This window comes from Xylanimonas protaetiae, from assembly GCF_004135385.1.
Taxonomy (GTDB): Bacteria; Actinomycetota; Actinomycetes; order Actinomycetales; family Cellulomonadaceae; genus Xylanimonas; species Xylanimonas protaetiae.
Map to the genome: position 1 here is coordinate 2,525,802 of NZ_CP035493.1, position 13,794 is coordinate 2,539,595.

Sequence of the window (13,794 nt, forward strand, 5' to 3'; positions counted from 1 at the left end):
TCGCGCGCGGTGCCCGGGGGCGTGCCCGGAGATGGCAGGCTTGCATCATGCGTCTGCGGGAGTTCTGGCAGCTGGTCGACGAGGTCTTCGGACCGGGGTACGGCCGCGCCCTCGCGCGCGAGCAGGTGCTGGACGCGCTCGGCGACCGGACGTCGGTCGAGGCGCTCGAGGCGGGCCTGCCGCCCCGCGACGTGTGGCACGCGCTGTGCGACGCGCTCGACGTGCCGGACGACCGGCGCTGGGGTGCGGACGTGCGCCGCCAGGCCCCGCCGCCGTCGCGCTGACGCAGACGGGCTCTGCAGGCGGGCGCGACACGCCCGGCGTGTCGTCGCCTTCGAACAGATGTGCGAGTAGTGTCTGCCCCCAGGCACGGATTTCGGAACCTCGTCCACAGCGAGGGCCGGAGCAGGCGTCCGTGTCGGTGGCTGCGCCTACGGTCTCGACCGATGAGCTCGCAGACACGCCCCGCACCGCGCGCCCGCCGCGCCCAGACGACGAAGGTGAACGACATGCCCGCACCGGCAGACCGCGACAAGGCCCTCGAGGCCGCGCTCGCCCAGATCGACCGCAGCTTCGGCAAGGGGTCCGTCATGCGGCTCGGCGACGAGTCCCGCGCCCCCGTCGAGGTGATCCCCACCGGCTCCATCGCGCTCGACGTCGCGCTCGGCATCGGCGGCCTGCCGCGCGGCCGCATCATCGAGGTCTACGGCCCCGAGTCCTCCGGCAAGACGACCGTGGCGCTGCACGCCGTGGCCAGCGCCCAGCGCGCGGGCGGCATCGCGGCGTTCATCGACGCCGAGCACGCGCTCGACCCGGAGTACGCCAAGAAGCTCGGCGTCGACACGGACGCCCTCCTGGTCTCCCAGCCCGACACGGGCGAGCAGGCGCTCGAGATCGCGGACATGCTGATCCGCTCGGGCGCTCTCGACATCATCGTCATCGACTCCGTCGCGGCGCTGGTGCCCAAGGCTGAGATCGAGGGCGAGATGGGCGACAGCCACGTCGGTCTCCAGGCCCGCCTCATGTCGCAGGCGCTGCGCAAGATCACCGGTGCGCTGAGCGCCTCGGGCACCACCGCGATCTTCATCAACCAGCTGCGCGAGAAGATCGGGGTCTTCTTCGGAAGCCCCGAGACCACCACGGGTGGCAAGGCGCTGAAGTTCTACGCGTCGGTGCGCATGGACATCCGCCGCATCGAGACCCTCAAGGAGGGCACCGACGCCGTCGGCAACCGCACGCGTGTCAAGGTCGTCAAGAACAAGATGGCCCCGCCCTTCAAGCAGGCCGAGTTCGACATCCTCTACGGCGTGGGCATCTCGCGCGAGGGCGGCCTCATCGACATGGGCGTGGACCACGGCCTGGTCCGCAAGAGCGGCTCGTGGTTCACGTACGAGGGCGACCAGCTCGGGCAGGGCAAGGAGAACGCCCGCAAGTTCCTGCGCGACAACCCGGACCTCGCCAACGAGATCGAGAAGCGCATCAAGGAGAAGCTCGGCATCGGCGCCCGCCTCGACGCCCCGGCCGACGCGGGTGCCGAGGGTGCCCCGGCGCCCGCGGACGCTCCGGCGGACGCGGCCCCGGCCAAGGCGACGGCAGCCAAGGGCAAGAAGGCTCCGTTCTGATGGACGCCGCCTCGGGGTCCCCGGGGGGCTCCGGAGCGACGCCAGGAGACCCATGGGGCGAGGAGGGCGGTCGCGGCGCGGGGAAGCGTCGCGGCCGCCCTCGCGGCCGTCCCGGGGGCGCCGGCGAGCGGCGCCCGCGCGAGAGGGCGACCCGCAAGACCGTCGCCGAGCGCATCGAGGCGGGCGAGCTCACGTCCGACGACGCCGTCGACCTCGCCCGCGAGACGGTGCTGCGCATCCTCACTGCCGCGCCCAAGAGCCGTCACGAGCTCGAGCAGTCCCTCGCCCGCAAGGGCTACCCGGAGCACGTCGTCGCTCCGGTCCTCGACCGCCTCGACGAGGTGGGCCTGGTCGACGACGCGGAGTACGCGCAGATGGTGGTGCGGACCCGGCACGGCGAGCGCGGGCTGGCCCGCCGGGCGATCGCGATGGAGCTGCGTCGCCGCGGCATCGACGACGACACCGCGGGGGAGGCCCTGGAGCAGGTGGACGACGAGGACGAGCGCGACGCGGCCGCGCGGCTCGCCCGCAAGCTCGTCGCCCGCACGCGCACCCTCGACCGCGATGCCCGCGTCCGGCGGGCGGCGTCCGCCCTCGCGCGCAAGGGCTACGGCCCTGGCCTTGCCTTCGCGGCCGTCAAGGACGCGCTGGCGGCCGAGGGCGAGGAGACGGAGGACCTCTGCGACGCGGACTCGCTGTGAGGTCGGGGCGCAAGGCGTGAGACCCGGCGCAAGGGCGTGAGGCCCGGCGTCCGCGGCGCCGGGGGGACTTCGACCGAGGCCGGGGAGCGGGCCTCGACCCAGGCCGGTGAGCGAGCGTCGACCGAACCCGCTCCCCGGCCGGCACGCTGCGCGTCAGCCGTCGACGCCCGCCGTGGCGGCGACAGGGTTCCCGATCCCGGGCCCGGGCGCCGTCCTGCCCGACGTACGGGACGACAGCCGCCGCGACAGCCGGTGCGCCGCGAACGACAGGGCGATGTTCACGACGATGAACAGCACGGCCGCGACGAACAGGGTCTGCAACGGGTTGCTCTCGCCGGACGAGAGGATCTGCGCGGAGCGCAGCAGGTCCTTGTACCCGATGAGCTGCCCGAGCGCCGAGTCCTTGAGGACGACGACGAGCTGCGAGACCACGGCGGGCAGCATCGCGATGAGCGCCTGGGGGAGCTGGATCGAGCGGAGCGTCTGCCCCGGGGTGAGCCCCACGGACAGCCCGGCCTCGGACTGCCCGCGCGGGAGGTTCACCACGCCGGACCGTACGAGCTCCGCGATGACCGCGCCGTTGTAGAGCACGAGCGCGACGACCACGGCGGTGTACGCGGAGTCGGCCACGAGGTCACGCATGAACCGGCCGAAGAGGTTGTTGAGGAACAGCATCATCAGCAGCACCGGGACCGCGCGGAAGAACTCGACGACGACCGAGCTCAGCCAGCGCACGACCCGCAGGTGGGACAGGCGCCCCATGCCGAAGAGGATCCCGAAGACGACGGCCCCGACGGTGGCGACGGCCGCGGCCTGGAGGGTGTTGCGCAGGCCGGGCAGGTAGTAGAACTGCCAGGCGCGCGTGTTCGTCGCGGCGCGCCAGAGGCCGCCGTCGAGCTGGCCCTTCCCGGCCAGCGTCACGAGCACCCAGGCGGCGATGCCGAGCACCACGACGCCGCCGACGACGTTGCCGATCGCCATGGACCGGCGCCCGCGGGGCCCGGGTTCGTCGAAGAGGACGGAGGAGCTCATCGCTTCACCGCCAGCTTGTTCGACAGCCAGGTGGTCGCGAGGCCGATGGGGATGACGAGGATCACGAAGCCGATCGCGAAGGTGAAGAAGACCGGCCACAGGTAGTCGGGGCGGAACTCCACCATCGTCTTCATCGTGCCGGCCGTCTCGTTCGCGACGGAGGCCGCGGCGGCCACCGTGGAGTTCTTCAGGAGCGCGATGAGCGTGTTGCCGAGCGGGGCGATGGACCCGCGGAACGCCTGCGGCAGCACGATCATCCGGGCGGTCGCGAGGAACGGCAGCCCGATGGCCCGCGCGGCCTCCGCCTGCCCGACGGGCACGGTGTTGACGCCGGAGCGGATCGCCTCGCACACGAACGCGGCGTGGTAGACCCCGAGGCCCACGACGGCGAAGTTGAAGAAGTTCTGCGTGAAGTTGGTCGACAGCGAGACGCCGAGCTGGGTCCACACCGCCAGGACGAGGAACGTCATGATGACGGTGAGTGGCGTGTTGCGGACGATGTCGACGTAGACGGTGCCGGCCCAGCGCAGCGAGGCGAGCGGCGAGATCCGCATGACGGCGAGCACGGTGCCGATCACGAGCGCGAGCAGGGCACCCCAGAAGGTGAGCTGGATGTTGAGCCAGAACGCGCCCAGCACGTCGTACTGACGCAGGAGGTCGAGGAGCTCCGTCACGGAACCTCATTCGGTCGGGGCGGCCGGGCAGGAGCGACCACCAGGGCGGAGGCGCCGGCGGGCTCGACCGCGAGGGTCGAGCCCGCCGGGACCTGTCGAGCGGGTCGGTCAGGAGCAGGGGTCCTGCGTCGGCGGGTTCTCGTCCTCGTTCGGCGTGTACCCGGTGCCCGCGGTGTTCTTGTCGAGCAGCTCCTGCCACGTGCCGTCGGAGATCATCTCGCCGATGGCCGTGTTGATGGCCTCGCACTGGTCGGAGTCCTTGGGCAGGCCGACGCCGTAGCGCTCGGTCGAGAACGGGTTGCCCACGACCTTGACCTTGCCCTTGTTCGCGTCGGTCGCAGCGAGGCCCGCGAGGATGATGTCGTCGGTGGTGACGGCGTCGACCTGGCCGGCGACGAGCGCCGTCACGCACTCGGCGTAGCCGGGCCGCTCGAGCAGGTTGACCCCGGGGTACTGGTCCTTGATCTTCTGCGCCGAGGTGGAGCCGGTGACGGAGCACAGGTTCTTGCCCTCGAGCGTCTCGGGCCCGGTGATGTCGGTGTTGTCCTGGGCGACCAGGAGGTCCTGCCCGGCGACGAAGTACGGCCCGGCGAAGCTGACGACCTCCTTGCGGGCGTCGGTGATCGAGTAGGTCGCGAAGATCATGTCGACCTGGCCGGTCTGGAGCATCTGCTCGCGCTGCGCGGACGGCGACTCGACCCACTCGATCTGGTCGGGGCCGTACCCGAGCTTCCCGGCGACGTACGTGGCGACGTCGACGTCGAAGCCGGTGTGCTTGTCGCCGTCCTGGAAGCCGAGCCCGGGCTGGTCGAACTTCACGCCGATCTTGATGGTGCCCTCGGCGGTTCCGGTGCCACCCGTGGCGGCGTCGGTGCTGCCGTCGCCTCCGACGTCGCCGCTCGAACAGGCGGACAGGGTCAGTGCGGCGGTGGCCGCCAGGGCGAGGAGCCCCGTGAGGTGCTTGCGCATGATGTCCCCTTCGTCGTGCGTCCCCCCGGACGCGGTATCAGCGGGTCCTGCGATCCTGCGGTCGTGCGGGTCCTGCGGTCGTGCGTCGTGCCGGTCGGCGGACGAGGATCCCCAGTGGCCGAGATCCCCAGTGGCCGAGATCCTCAGTGGACGAGGATCTTCGAGAGGAAGTCCTTCGCCCGCGACGACGTCGGCGCGGTGAAGAAGGTGTCGGGGTCCGCCTCCTCGACGATCTGCCCGTCGGCCATGAAGACGACCCGGTCGGCGGCCTTGCGGGCGAACCCCATCTCGTGCGTGACGACGATCATCGTCATGCCCTCCTTGGCGAGGGCGACCATGGCGTCGAGCACCTCCTGGACCATCTCGGGGTCCAGGGCGGAGGTCGGCTCGTCGAAGAGCATGACCTTCGGGTGCATGGCGAGCGCCCGGGCGATGGCGACGCGCTGCTGCTGGCCGCCGGAGAGCTGCGCCGGCATCTTGCGCGCCTGGTCTTCGACGCCGACACGGCGCAGCAGCGTGAGCGCCTCCTGCTCGGCGTCCTTGCCGGACGCCCCGCGCACCTTGCGGGGCCCGAGCGTCACGTTGTCGAGCACGGTCTTGTGCGCGAACAGGTTGAACGACTGGAAGACCATCCCGACGTCGGCGCGCAGCCGGGCGAGCGCCTTGCCCTCGGCCGGGAGCGGGGCGCCGTCGACCGTGATGGTGCCGGAGTCGATCGTCTCCAGCCGGTTGATCGCCCGGCACAGGGTCGACTTTCCCGAGCCGGACGGCCCGACGACGACGAGCACCTCGCCCTTGCGCACCGTCAGGTCGATGTCGCGCAGCACGTGCAGGTCGCCGAAGTGCTTGTTGACGCCCGTCAGCTCGACCAGCGCCGGTCCTGTCCCGTCCATGCGTGCGGTCCCTCCGTCGATACGTCCCCGACGACCAGCATCCCCGCCCCATGTTTCGGGGAACAGTGGGCCGACGTCGCTGTCCGGCTACGTTTCGGTCACGATTTGCGCTGCCGTCGGTCAGGTCGATCTCCGTGACCTGCGCCGACGTCGGCCGCGTTCCGTGCCCAGGGTTGGGGACCGTACCCTAGATCCGATGTCCACGACCACCGTTCCCACCACCGGCGTGCCCGCACCCGAGCAGCGCACCTACCTCGTGCGCACCCTCGGCTGCCAGATGAACGTCCACGACTCCGAGCACATGGCCGGCATGCTCGAGCAGGCCGGCTACGTCCGTGCGTCCCAGGAGGACGACGCCGCGAACACCGCGGACGTCGTCGTCATCAACACGTGCGCGGTGCGGGAGAACGCGGCGACGCGCCTCTACGGCAACCTCGGGCACCTGGCGTCCATCAAGGCCGCGCGGCCCGGGATGCAGATCGCCGTCGGCGGCTGCCTCGCGCAGAAGGACCGCGGCGAGATCGTCGCCAAGGCGCCCTACGTCGACGTCGTCTTCGGCACGCACAACCTCGACGCGCTACCCGTGCTGCTGGAGCGGGCCCGCCACAACGAGCGGGCCGAGGTCGAGATCGCGGAGTCCCTCCAGGTCTTCCCGTCCACGCTGCCCACGCGCCGCGAGAGCGTCTACGCGGGCTGGGTGTCCATCTCGGTGGGCTGCAACAACACGTGCACGTTCTGCATCGTGCCGCACCTGCGCGGCAAGGAGCGCGACCGCCGCCCGGGCGAGATCCTCGCCGAGGTGCAGGCGCTGGTCGACGCCGGCGCCGTCGAGGTCACGCTGCTGGGGCAGAACGTCAACAGCTACGGGGTCGAGTTCGGCGACCGCGGCGCGTTCGCCAAGCTGCTGCGCGCGTGCGGGCAGATCGCGGGCCTGGAGCGCGTGCGCTTCACGTCGCCCCACCCGGCCGCCTTCACCGACGACGTCATCGACGCCATGGCCGAGACGCCCAACGTCATGCCGTCGCTGCACATGCCGCTGCAGTCCGGCTCGGACCGCGTGCTGCGCGCGATGCGCCGCTCCTACCGCTCCGAGAGGTTCCTCGGGATCCTCGACCGCGTGCGCGCCGTCATGCCGGACGCCGCCATCACCACCGACATCATCGTCGGCTTCCCGGGCGAGACCGAGGAGGACTTCGCCGAGACGATGCGCGTCGTCGAGGCCTCGCGCTTCACGTCGGCGTTCACGTTCCAGTACTCGCCGCGCCCCGGCACGCCCGCCGCGACCATGGAGGGCCAGCTGCCCAAGGAGGTCGTCCAGGAGCGGTTCGAGCGCCTGCTCGCCCTCCAGGAGCGGGTCAGCGCCGAGGAGGCCGCCAGGCAGGTGGGCCGCACGCTCGAGCTCCTCGTCATCGAGGGCAAGGGCAAGAAGGACGGCGCCACCCACCGCCTGTCCGGCCGCGCCCCCGACAACCGCCTCGTGCACTTCGCGCTGCCCGCGGACGTCGCCGCCGGCAGCCCGTCCGGGGAGCCGACGACGCTCGATGACGCCCGCCTGCGCCCCGTGGCCGAGCTCGACGCGCGCCTGCCGCGCCCCGGTGACCTCGTCACCGTCGAGGTCACGCACGCCGCGCCGCACCACCTGCTCGCCGACTCCGGCGTCTCGGGCGGCGCCTACGCCGTCCGGCGCACGCGCTCGGGCGACGCGTGGGCGGAGCGGGAGCGCACCCGCCTGGGCGGCGGCGAGGACAGCCACGGGCACGGCACGCCCGCCCCGGCGGGGCCGGTCGTCCTGGGTATGCCCACGCTGCGCGCCTGACCACGCGCGGTCAGGCGGGACCCGGCACCGCGGCCGTCCGGCCTCGGCGAGGCTCGACGACCGAGCCGCACGACTGAGCCGCACGGCGAGCCGCGCCCGGCCCGCCGCTCAGGCCGCCTCGTCAGGGCTCAGCGCCGCGAGCGAGCCGAAGAACTGTGACGCCGTGACCAGCCCGCACGACACCGTCGCCGCGAGCTGCTCGTCGGTGGCCCCGTGCTCGAAGTCGACCGACACCTCGGCGTACAGGCCCGGGCCGTCGTCCTCGTCACGCGCGTAGACCTTGGGCCAGATGCGCTCGCGGTTCCAGTCGTTGACGGCCTGGAGCACGGCCAGCCGCGTCTGCGGCGGCACGTTCCCGGCCCACCGGCCGCGCACCTGGAGGATCTCCTCGTGGTCGCCCAGCAGCAGGAACCAGAACCGGTTGCCGTCCCACGTGCCCGTGACGTCGCCGTCGTCGTCGAGACGGAAGCGGTAGCCCCGGCGCGTCAGGTCGTCGCCGATGCGCTGCGTGGTCAGGGGAGCGGGGGCCGGCGGGGCGGCGACGACCGCCGGGAGCCCGGCGCGGCGGCGCAGGCGCGGGCGCAGCACGAGCCCACGCGCCGCCAGGTCGAGCGCCCTGCCCGGCCAGGACGGGCGGCTCACGGGGCCGCCCGCAGCGGGTCGGGGTACTCCTCGTCGAGGCTGTCGAAGAACAGCGTCGCCGTGGTCAGGCCGCACTGGAGCAGCTGGTCGAGCTGGTCGTCGGTGGCGCCGGGCTCGATGTCCACGGGCGTGTCGGCGCAGACGACGACGCTGCCGTCGTCGCGCACGCGCGTGTACGCCTTCGGCCAGATGTGGTCGGCGTTCCACGCGTTGCAGGTCTCCAGCAGCTCCTCGAGCCGCTCGATCGTGGCCTCGCGGTGCCACTGGGCGCGCACCTGGAGCACCTCGTCGTGGTCGCCCAGCACGAGGAACGAGAACAGGCGCCCGTGCCACAGCCCGCCGACGTCGCCGTCGTTGTCGACGAAGTAGGCGAACCCGGACCGCTCCAGCCACGCGACGATGCGGTCCCGGGACAGGGGCACGGGCACGAGTCGGGGGTCGTGGTGGGCCTTCCCGGGGCGGTGCGCGGGCCGGTCGCGGCCCGCACGAGCAGCGCCTCCACGCGGTCACGCAGCTCCTGCTCGTCGAGGTCCGCGCCGGGCGCGCCCCCGGCGACCCCGCCGTCGACCTGAGCCGCCGGGCGGCCGGAGCGGCCGCTGACCCGGCGTGACCCGAAGAACCTCACCCCGTCACGATACCGGCCGGTCCAGACACCTCGGCCGGGCCCGGGCGGCGTGCCACATGGTGGGCACCGCCGCCGCCCTGCTGTCGGCGCCCGGCTGCGCCGGCGGCGAGCCCGCGTGCGTCCCGCGCGGGGACGCACGCCGGTAGCCTCGGCGTGTGCCTCGCGTCGTCGTCGTCCCCGCCACGCCCTTGCTGGTCCGGGGCGCCTCCGGCCGCACCGACGCCCTCGCGGGCGTCCGCGCCGTCGTCCGCGACGTGCTGGTCCGTGAGCTCGGCGACGTCCTCGCCGACGCCCCTGTCCAGGTCCTCGGCGTGGGTCCGACGACGCGGGCCGGGCGCCTGCGCCCCACGCTCGGCGCCGCCGGCATCGCCGACCGGCAGGTGCCGATCCTCGCGGCCCTCGACGACGCGGCGACCGCCTGGGACGGCCTCGCGTCCACAGGCCCGTCGGTCGCGCTGCTGGCCCTCGCCGACGCCGGGACCGATCTCGCGCGCCGCCCGGTCGACGTCGTCGAGCTGTCGCCCGAGGCGTCGACGGCCGAGGTCACGGCCGTCGTGGAGCGGCTGCGGCACCTGCGCGACGACGCGCTGCTCGTCGTCGCGGACCACCCCGCGCCCGCGGTCGACGCCGTCGTCGAGGCGCTCACCGCCGTCGGGCACTGGACCACGGACGTGACCGACGTGCCGCAGCGGCACGAGCACCTGCCGCCCGCCTACCGCGTGACGGTCAGCCGCACCCGCTGAGCTGCCGGCCCTGTATCACCAGCCTGGGTCACGGGCGCCGGCTCACCAGCCCAGCGCGAACCCCACGCCGGCGAGGATCAGCCACGCGCGCACCGCGCGGCCGACCGTGACCGTGGGGAGGAACACCCACATCGGCACGCGCAGCGCGCCCGCGACCAGCGCCATGACGAGCAGCGGTGGGACGCCCACCACGGACGCCGCGAGGAGCACGGCGGCCGCGAGCCACGGCTTGCCGTCGAGAGCGGCCTGCCAGCGGTCGAACCGCCGCTGCCACGACTCCTTGCTGAGCTTCTTGCGCACCCACGGGGTGTCCATCGAACGGGCCGCGAGGAGGTACCAGACGAGCTTGCCGATGGCGGAGCCGACGCCCGTCACCACCGCGCACGTCACGACGGCGGCGACCTCCCCGTCGAGGCGGGTGGCCAGCAGCCCCAGGTACACCTCGAGGTTCACGAACGGCAGCACGGCCGACAGGATCGAGACCCCGAAGGTCGTCAGCGCCTCGAGCACCTCATGCCGCCGGCGTCGCGTCCGCCGGCTCCGCGGCGACCGCCGGGGCGGCCGGGATCGGCAGCCCGATGCGCAGGAGCCAGCCCAGCGACACGCACTTGAGCACCAGGAGCGCGACCGCGACGACAGCACCCACCCACGGCGACGACGTCACGAGCAGCAGCACCGCGAACGCCGCCGAGTTCACGGCCTTGCCCGGCTTGGACCAGTTCCACAGCCAGATGCGCCGGTCGACGGCGTAGAAGTAGTTCGGCGAGCGCACCGACCAGGCGAGGAACGCGAGCGTGAGGAACGCGTCGACCACGAGGAACTCGAACAGGTACACCCCGACGGGCACCGCTGTCTCGGGCCGCAGCCACACGAGCCCCACGTAGAAGCCGACGGCGTTGAGCCGGTCGCTCAGCACGTCGACCACCGCGCCGATCCGCGTCTCGCAGCCGCGCCACCGGGCGACGGCACCGTCGAGCATGTCGCCCACCCAGTACACGGCCAGCCCGGCGACGAGCAGCGTCAGGTCCTGCGACCGCGCGGCCGCCAGGCACAGGGCCAGGGAGACGACCGTCCGCACCACCGTGACGACGGTGGCGGAGGTCCAGAGCCGTTCCGCGGACGGGTCGGCGTCGATGTCGCCGCGATGGATGCCTCGGTGCACGGTCGCAGGCTACTCGGCCGACAGGCCGCCCGCGGACACGGTCCCCCCACGTACGGTGGGTCCCGTGATCGTCGTCGCCGTCGTGGGCCCCACCGCCACCGGGAAGTCGGACCTCGCGCTGGACCTCGCGCAGGCCCTCGGCGTGCCGGGCGCGCCCGCGGAGATCGTCAACGCGGACGCCTACCAGCTCTACCGGGGCATGGACGTCGGCACGGCGAAGGTCCCCGCGACCGAGCGCCGCGGCGTCGTCCACCACCAGCTCGACGTGCTCGACCCGCTCGAGGACGCCTCGGTCGCCCGGTACCAGGAGGCGGCCCGCGCGGACCTCGACGCGATCGCCGCGCGCGGCGCCCGCGCCGTCGTCGTCGGCGGGTCGGGGCTGTACGTGCGGGCGCTGCTGGACCACATGGACTTCCCCGGCACGGACCCGGCCGTGCGGGCCGACCTCGAGGAGCGGGCCGAGCGCGAGGGGCGGCGTGCCCTGCACGCCGAGCTCGAGCGCCTCGACCCGCAGGCCGCCGCGAGCATCGGCCCGCACAACACGCGCCGCATCGTGCGCGCGCTGGAGGTCATCGCCATCACGGGGCAGCCGTTCACGGCCAACCTGCCCCGGCAGGAGTACGTGCGCCCCGCGGTGCAGATCGGCCTGGACTGCGACCGCGAGGCGCTCGACGCCCGCGTCGGCGGGCGCGTCGAGCGCATGTGGGCCGAGGGGCTCGTCGACGAGGTCCGCGGCCTCGCGAGCCCAGAGCAGGGCGGCACGGGCGCCGGGCTCGGCACGACGGCCGCCCGCGCGGTCGGCTACGCCGAGGTGCTGCCGCTGCTGCGCGGCGAGGCGTCCGCCGACGCCGTCCGCGCCGAGATCACCGCCGGGACGCGCCGCCTGGCCCGCAAGCAGATGGGCTGGTTCGGGCGCGACCCGCGCGTCCGGTGGCTCGACGCCGCCGCCCCTGACCTGGTCGGACGGGCGCTCGACGTCGTCTCGGCGGCCGACGCCGGCACCCTGCCGGAGCCCGGCCGGGAGCCCGTCCGCCGTAGTCTGGGCTCATGACGAGCCAGCCGACGCGCTTCACGAAGGGCCACGGCACCCACAACGACTTCGTCCTCCTCGCCGACACGCGCGGCGACCTCGAGCTCACGCCCGAGCGCGTGCGCGTGCTCGCCGACCGCCGCGGCGGCATCGGCGGCGACGGCGTCATCCGGCTCGCGCCGACCGCCTCGATCGCCCGCGCCGGCGAGACCGTGGCCGACCAGGTGCTCGCCGAGGAGCCCGCCGCGATCTGGTTCATGGACTACCGCAACGCCGACGGCTCCGTCGCCGAGATGTGCGGCAACGGCGTGCGCGTGTTCACCGCCTTCGCCGAGTCGCTCGGGCTCGTCGACCTCGACGCGACCGAGCTCGCGCTCGGCACGCGCGCCGGCGTCAGGCGCGTCCGCAAGGACACCGGCCCCGACGGCGAGCGCTGGTACGCCGTCGACATGGGCCTCTGGCGCCTGCCCGGCGGCGACGACGCCGCGGCCGCGGGGGCCGACGCCGCCGTCGCCGTGCGCGGCTGGACCGCCCCGCGGCCCGCCCTGTCGGTCGACCTCGGCAACCCGCACACGGTCGTCGCGCTCGGCTCCGTCGACGAGCTGGCCGGCCTCGACCTCACCCAGGCGCCCCAGGTCGCCCCCGTGCCGCCCCACGGCACCAACGTCGAGCTCGTGGTGCCCCTGGGCGAGACGCCGACGGACGACGGCGTCGTCGGGCGCGTCCGCATGCGCGTGCACGAGCGCGGCGTGGGGGAGACGCAGTCGTGCGGGACGGGCGCCGTCGCGGCGGCGCTCGCGGTGCGCACGTGGGCGGCGGCAGGCGGCCGCACGCCGGTCGACACCTGGTTCGTCGAGGTCCCCGGGGGGCTGCTGCGCGTGCGCGCGCTGCCCGGCGGGCACGCCGAGCTCGCCGGCCCGGCCGAGCTCGTCTTCACGGGCGAGACCACGCTGTAGCACCACCGGCACCCCGCCCTCCGGGAGGGCGTGGCACCCGCCGCGCGGCGGGCGCTAGGCTGCGCGCCGACCGCCGGAGTCCCGGCGTCGCCGAACGCACCAGACAGGCCCGCGATGACGCTGACCCTCTTCGGCCCCGCCTGGACCGGGACGCTCGTCGTCCTGCTCCTCGTGGGCGTCGGCACCCACCACCTGCTGCGCGGGCGCGACCTCGCCGGGCGGCGCCGCGGCCTGGCCGTGCTGGCCGTGGTGGACCTGCTCTCCTCGGTGTCGTTCCACCTGGCCTACCTGTCCGACCCGGACGTGCACTTCCCGCTGTGGCAGAACCTGCCCCTGCACCTGTGCACGATCGTGTCGTTCCTGGTGCTGCCGGCCGTGCTCAAGGACGCGCGCCCGCTCCAGGTGATCTGCTTCTTCCCCGGGGCGCTCGCCGGGTTCCTCACCTGGTTCTCGGCGCAGCCCATGTACTTCGAGCAGCGCCTGCTGGACCCCAAGCTGGGGTTCTTCGTCGCGCACGGGCTCAACTTCGTGATCCCGGCCCTCATGGCGACGCTCGGCATCTACCGCCCGACGGCGCGCGACGCCGTGCGGTCGGTCTTCTACGTCGTCGGGCTGGGGCTGGCGGTCCTGCCGGTCACGCTGCTGCTGCGCGCCGTGGCCGACCCGGGCGCGAACTACATGTACGTGTTCGGCGGCGAGGGGGCCGGGATCCTCGACCTGTTCTACTCGTTCGTCCCGGTGCCGTTGCTGTACCTGTTCCCGCTGCTCGCGGTCATCACGCCGGTGCTGCTGGGGCAGTGGGGCGCGTACCGGGCCTACCGGTGGGTGTCGGGGCGGCTGGACCGCCGGACCTGGCTGCGGACCCGGGAGGTCGTGGCCGGCGTCGCGGAGGTCGCGGCGGGGCTCGCCGGAGGCAGGTGACCCAGCCC

General features: G+C 73.6%; 16 protein-coding genes. 8 read left to right on the forward strand and 8 right to left on the reverse strand.

The window, feature by feature from the left end; translation table 11 throughout:
* Positions 1 to 47: 47 nt before the first annotated feature.
* The 3 genes from ET471_RS11645 to ET471_RS11655 all read left to right on the forward strand — a co-directional run bounded on the left by ET471_RS11645 (position 48) and on the right by ET471_RS11655 (position 2,323).
* Positions 48 to 284 (forward strand): DUF3046 domain-containing protein, encoded by a 237-nt coding sequence (locus ET471_RS11645; protein ID WP_129188507.1) that lies wholly within the window; start codon positions 48 to 50, stop codon positions 282 to 284.
* A 225-nt stretch (positions 285 to 509) separates the two neighbouring features.
* Positions 510 to 1,622, forward strand: coding sequence for a recombinase RecA (gene recA / locus ET471_RS11650; RefSeq protein ID WP_129190945.1), 1,113 nt, complete (start codon positions 510 to 512; stop codon positions 1,620 to 1,622).
* Positions 1,622 to 2,323: a regulatory protein RecX gene (locus ET471_RS11655; RefSeq protein ID WP_129188509.1), complete on the forward strand. Its 702-nt coding sequence runs from the start codon at positions 1,622 to 1,624 to the stop codon at positions 2,321 to 2,323. Before recA ends, ET471_RS11655 begins: the two co-directional genes overlap by 1 nt.
* A 153-nt stretch (positions 2,324 to 2,476) precedes the next feature.
* Here the strand turns inward: ET471_RS11655 and ET471_RS11660 are convergent, their stop codons facing one another.
* The 4 genes from ET471_RS11660 to ET471_RS11675 form a co-directional block, all read right to left on the reverse strand.
* Positions 2,477 to 3,355 carry an amino acid ABC transporter permease gene (locus ET471_RS11660; RefSeq protein ID WP_129188511.1) on the reverse strand — a complete coding sequence of 293 codons (879 nt, stop codon included), beginning with the start codon at positions 3,353 to 3,355 and terminating at the stop codon, positions 2,477 to 2,479.
* Positions 3,352 to 4,029 (reverse strand): amino acid ABC transporter permease, encoded by a 678-nt coding sequence (locus tag ET471_RS11665; RefSeq protein WP_129188513.1) that lies wholly within the window; start codon positions 4,027 to 4,029, stop codon positions 3,352 to 3,354. The genes ET471_RS11660 and ET471_RS11665 overlap by 4 nt, the downstream gene beginning before the upstream one ends.
* Positions 4,030 to 4,137: 108 nt before the next feature.
* Positions 4,138 to 4,998 (reverse strand): glutamate ABC transporter substrate-binding protein, encoded by an 861-nt coding sequence (locus ET471_RS11670; protein ID WP_129188515.1) that lies wholly within the window; start codon positions 4,996 to 4,998, stop codon positions 4,138 to 4,140.
* A 143-nt stretch (positions 4,999 to 5,141) separates the two neighbouring features.
* The gene (locus tag ET471_RS11675) at positions 5,142 to 5,870 is read right to left on the reverse strand and encodes an amino acid ABC transporter ATP-binding protein (protein WP_207207396.1); all 729 of its coding nucleotides are present in this window, start codon (positions 5,868 to 5,870) and stop codon (positions 5,142 to 5,144) included.
* Between the two features lie 217 nt (positions 5,871 to 6,087).
* On the opposite strand from ET471_RS11675, the gene miaB reads away from it, so the two are divergent.
* Entirely contained in the window at positions 6,088 to 7,707 is a 1,620-nt protein-coding gene (gene miaB / locus ET471_RS11680) for a tRNA (N6-isopentenyl adenosine(37)-C2)-methylthiotransferase MiaB (RefSeq protein WP_129188519.1), read from the forward strand.
* Between the two features lie 108 nt (positions 7,708 to 7,815).
* On the opposite strand, the gene ET471_RS11685 is transcribed toward miaB, so the two are convergent.
* Both ET471_RS11685 and ET471_RS11690 read right to left on the reverse strand, forming a co-directional pair.
* Complete coding sequence (locus ET471_RS11685; protein WP_242496265.1) at positions 7,816 to 8,349, reverse strand: type III secretion system chaperone family protein; 534 nt, start codon at positions 8,347 to 8,349, stop codon at positions 7,816 to 7,818.
* Positions 8,346 to 8,771, reverse strand: coding sequence for a YbjN domain-containing protein (locus tag ET471_RS11690; protein ID WP_242496266.1), 426 nt, complete (start codon positions 8,769 to 8,771; stop codon positions 8,346 to 8,348). The genes ET471_RS11685 and ET471_RS11690 overlap by 4 nt, the downstream gene beginning before the upstream one ends.
* Positions 8,772 to 9,129: 358 nt before the next feature.
* On the opposite strand from ET471_RS11690, the gene ET471_RS11695 reads away from it, so the two are divergent.
* Positions 9,130 to 9,717 carry a hypothetical protein gene (locus ET471_RS11695; RefSeq protein WP_129188523.1) on the forward strand — a complete coding sequence of 196 codons (588 nt, stop codon included), beginning with the start codon at positions 9,130 to 9,132 and terminating at the stop codon, positions 9,715 to 9,717.
* Between the two features lie 42 nt (positions 9,718 to 9,759).
* Here the strand turns inward: ET471_RS11695 and ET471_RS11700 are convergent, their stop codons facing one another.
* Together ET471_RS11700 and ET471_RS11705 are read right to left on the reverse strand one after the other, a co-directional pair.
* Positions 9,760 to 10,227, reverse strand: coding sequence for a VTT domain-containing protein (locus ET471_RS11700; RefSeq protein ID WP_165350481.1), 468 nt, complete (start codon positions 10,225 to 10,227; stop codon positions 9,760 to 9,762).
* A 1-nt stretch (position 10,228) separates the two neighbouring features.
* Complete coding sequence (locus ET471_RS11705) at positions 10,229 to 10,879, reverse strand: CDP-alcohol phosphatidyltransferase family protein (protein WP_129188527.1); 651 nt, start codon at positions 10,877 to 10,879, stop codon at positions 10,229 to 10,231.
* A 64-nt stretch (positions 10,880 to 10,943) separates the two neighbouring features.
* Here ET471_RS11705 and miaA point away from each other — a divergent pair, with 64 nt between their 5' ends.
* From miaA to ET471_RS11720, 3 genes are all read left to right on the forward strand, one after another.
* Positions 10,944 to 11,930: a tRNA (adenosine(37)-N6)-dimethylallyltransferase MiaA gene (miaA, locus tag ET471_RS11710; protein WP_242496267.1), complete on the forward strand. Its 987-nt coding sequence runs from the start codon at positions 10,944 to 10,946 to the stop codon at positions 11,928 to 11,930.
* Positions 11,927 to 12,865, forward strand: coding sequence for a diaminopimelate epimerase (gene dapF, locus ET471_RS11715; RefSeq protein WP_129188531.1), 939 nt, complete (start codon positions 11,927 to 11,929; stop codon positions 12,863 to 12,865). Before miaA ends, dapF begins: the two co-directional genes overlap by 4 nt.
* A gap of 114 nt (positions 12,866 to 12,979) precedes the next feature.
* Positions 12,980 to 13,786, forward strand: a complete 807-nt coding sequence (locus ET471_RS11720; RefSeq protein ID WP_129188533.1) for a TMEM164 family acyltransferase — start codon at positions 12,980 to 12,982, stop codon at positions 13,784 to 13,786.
* Positions 13,787 to 13,794 lie beyond the last annotated feature (8 nt).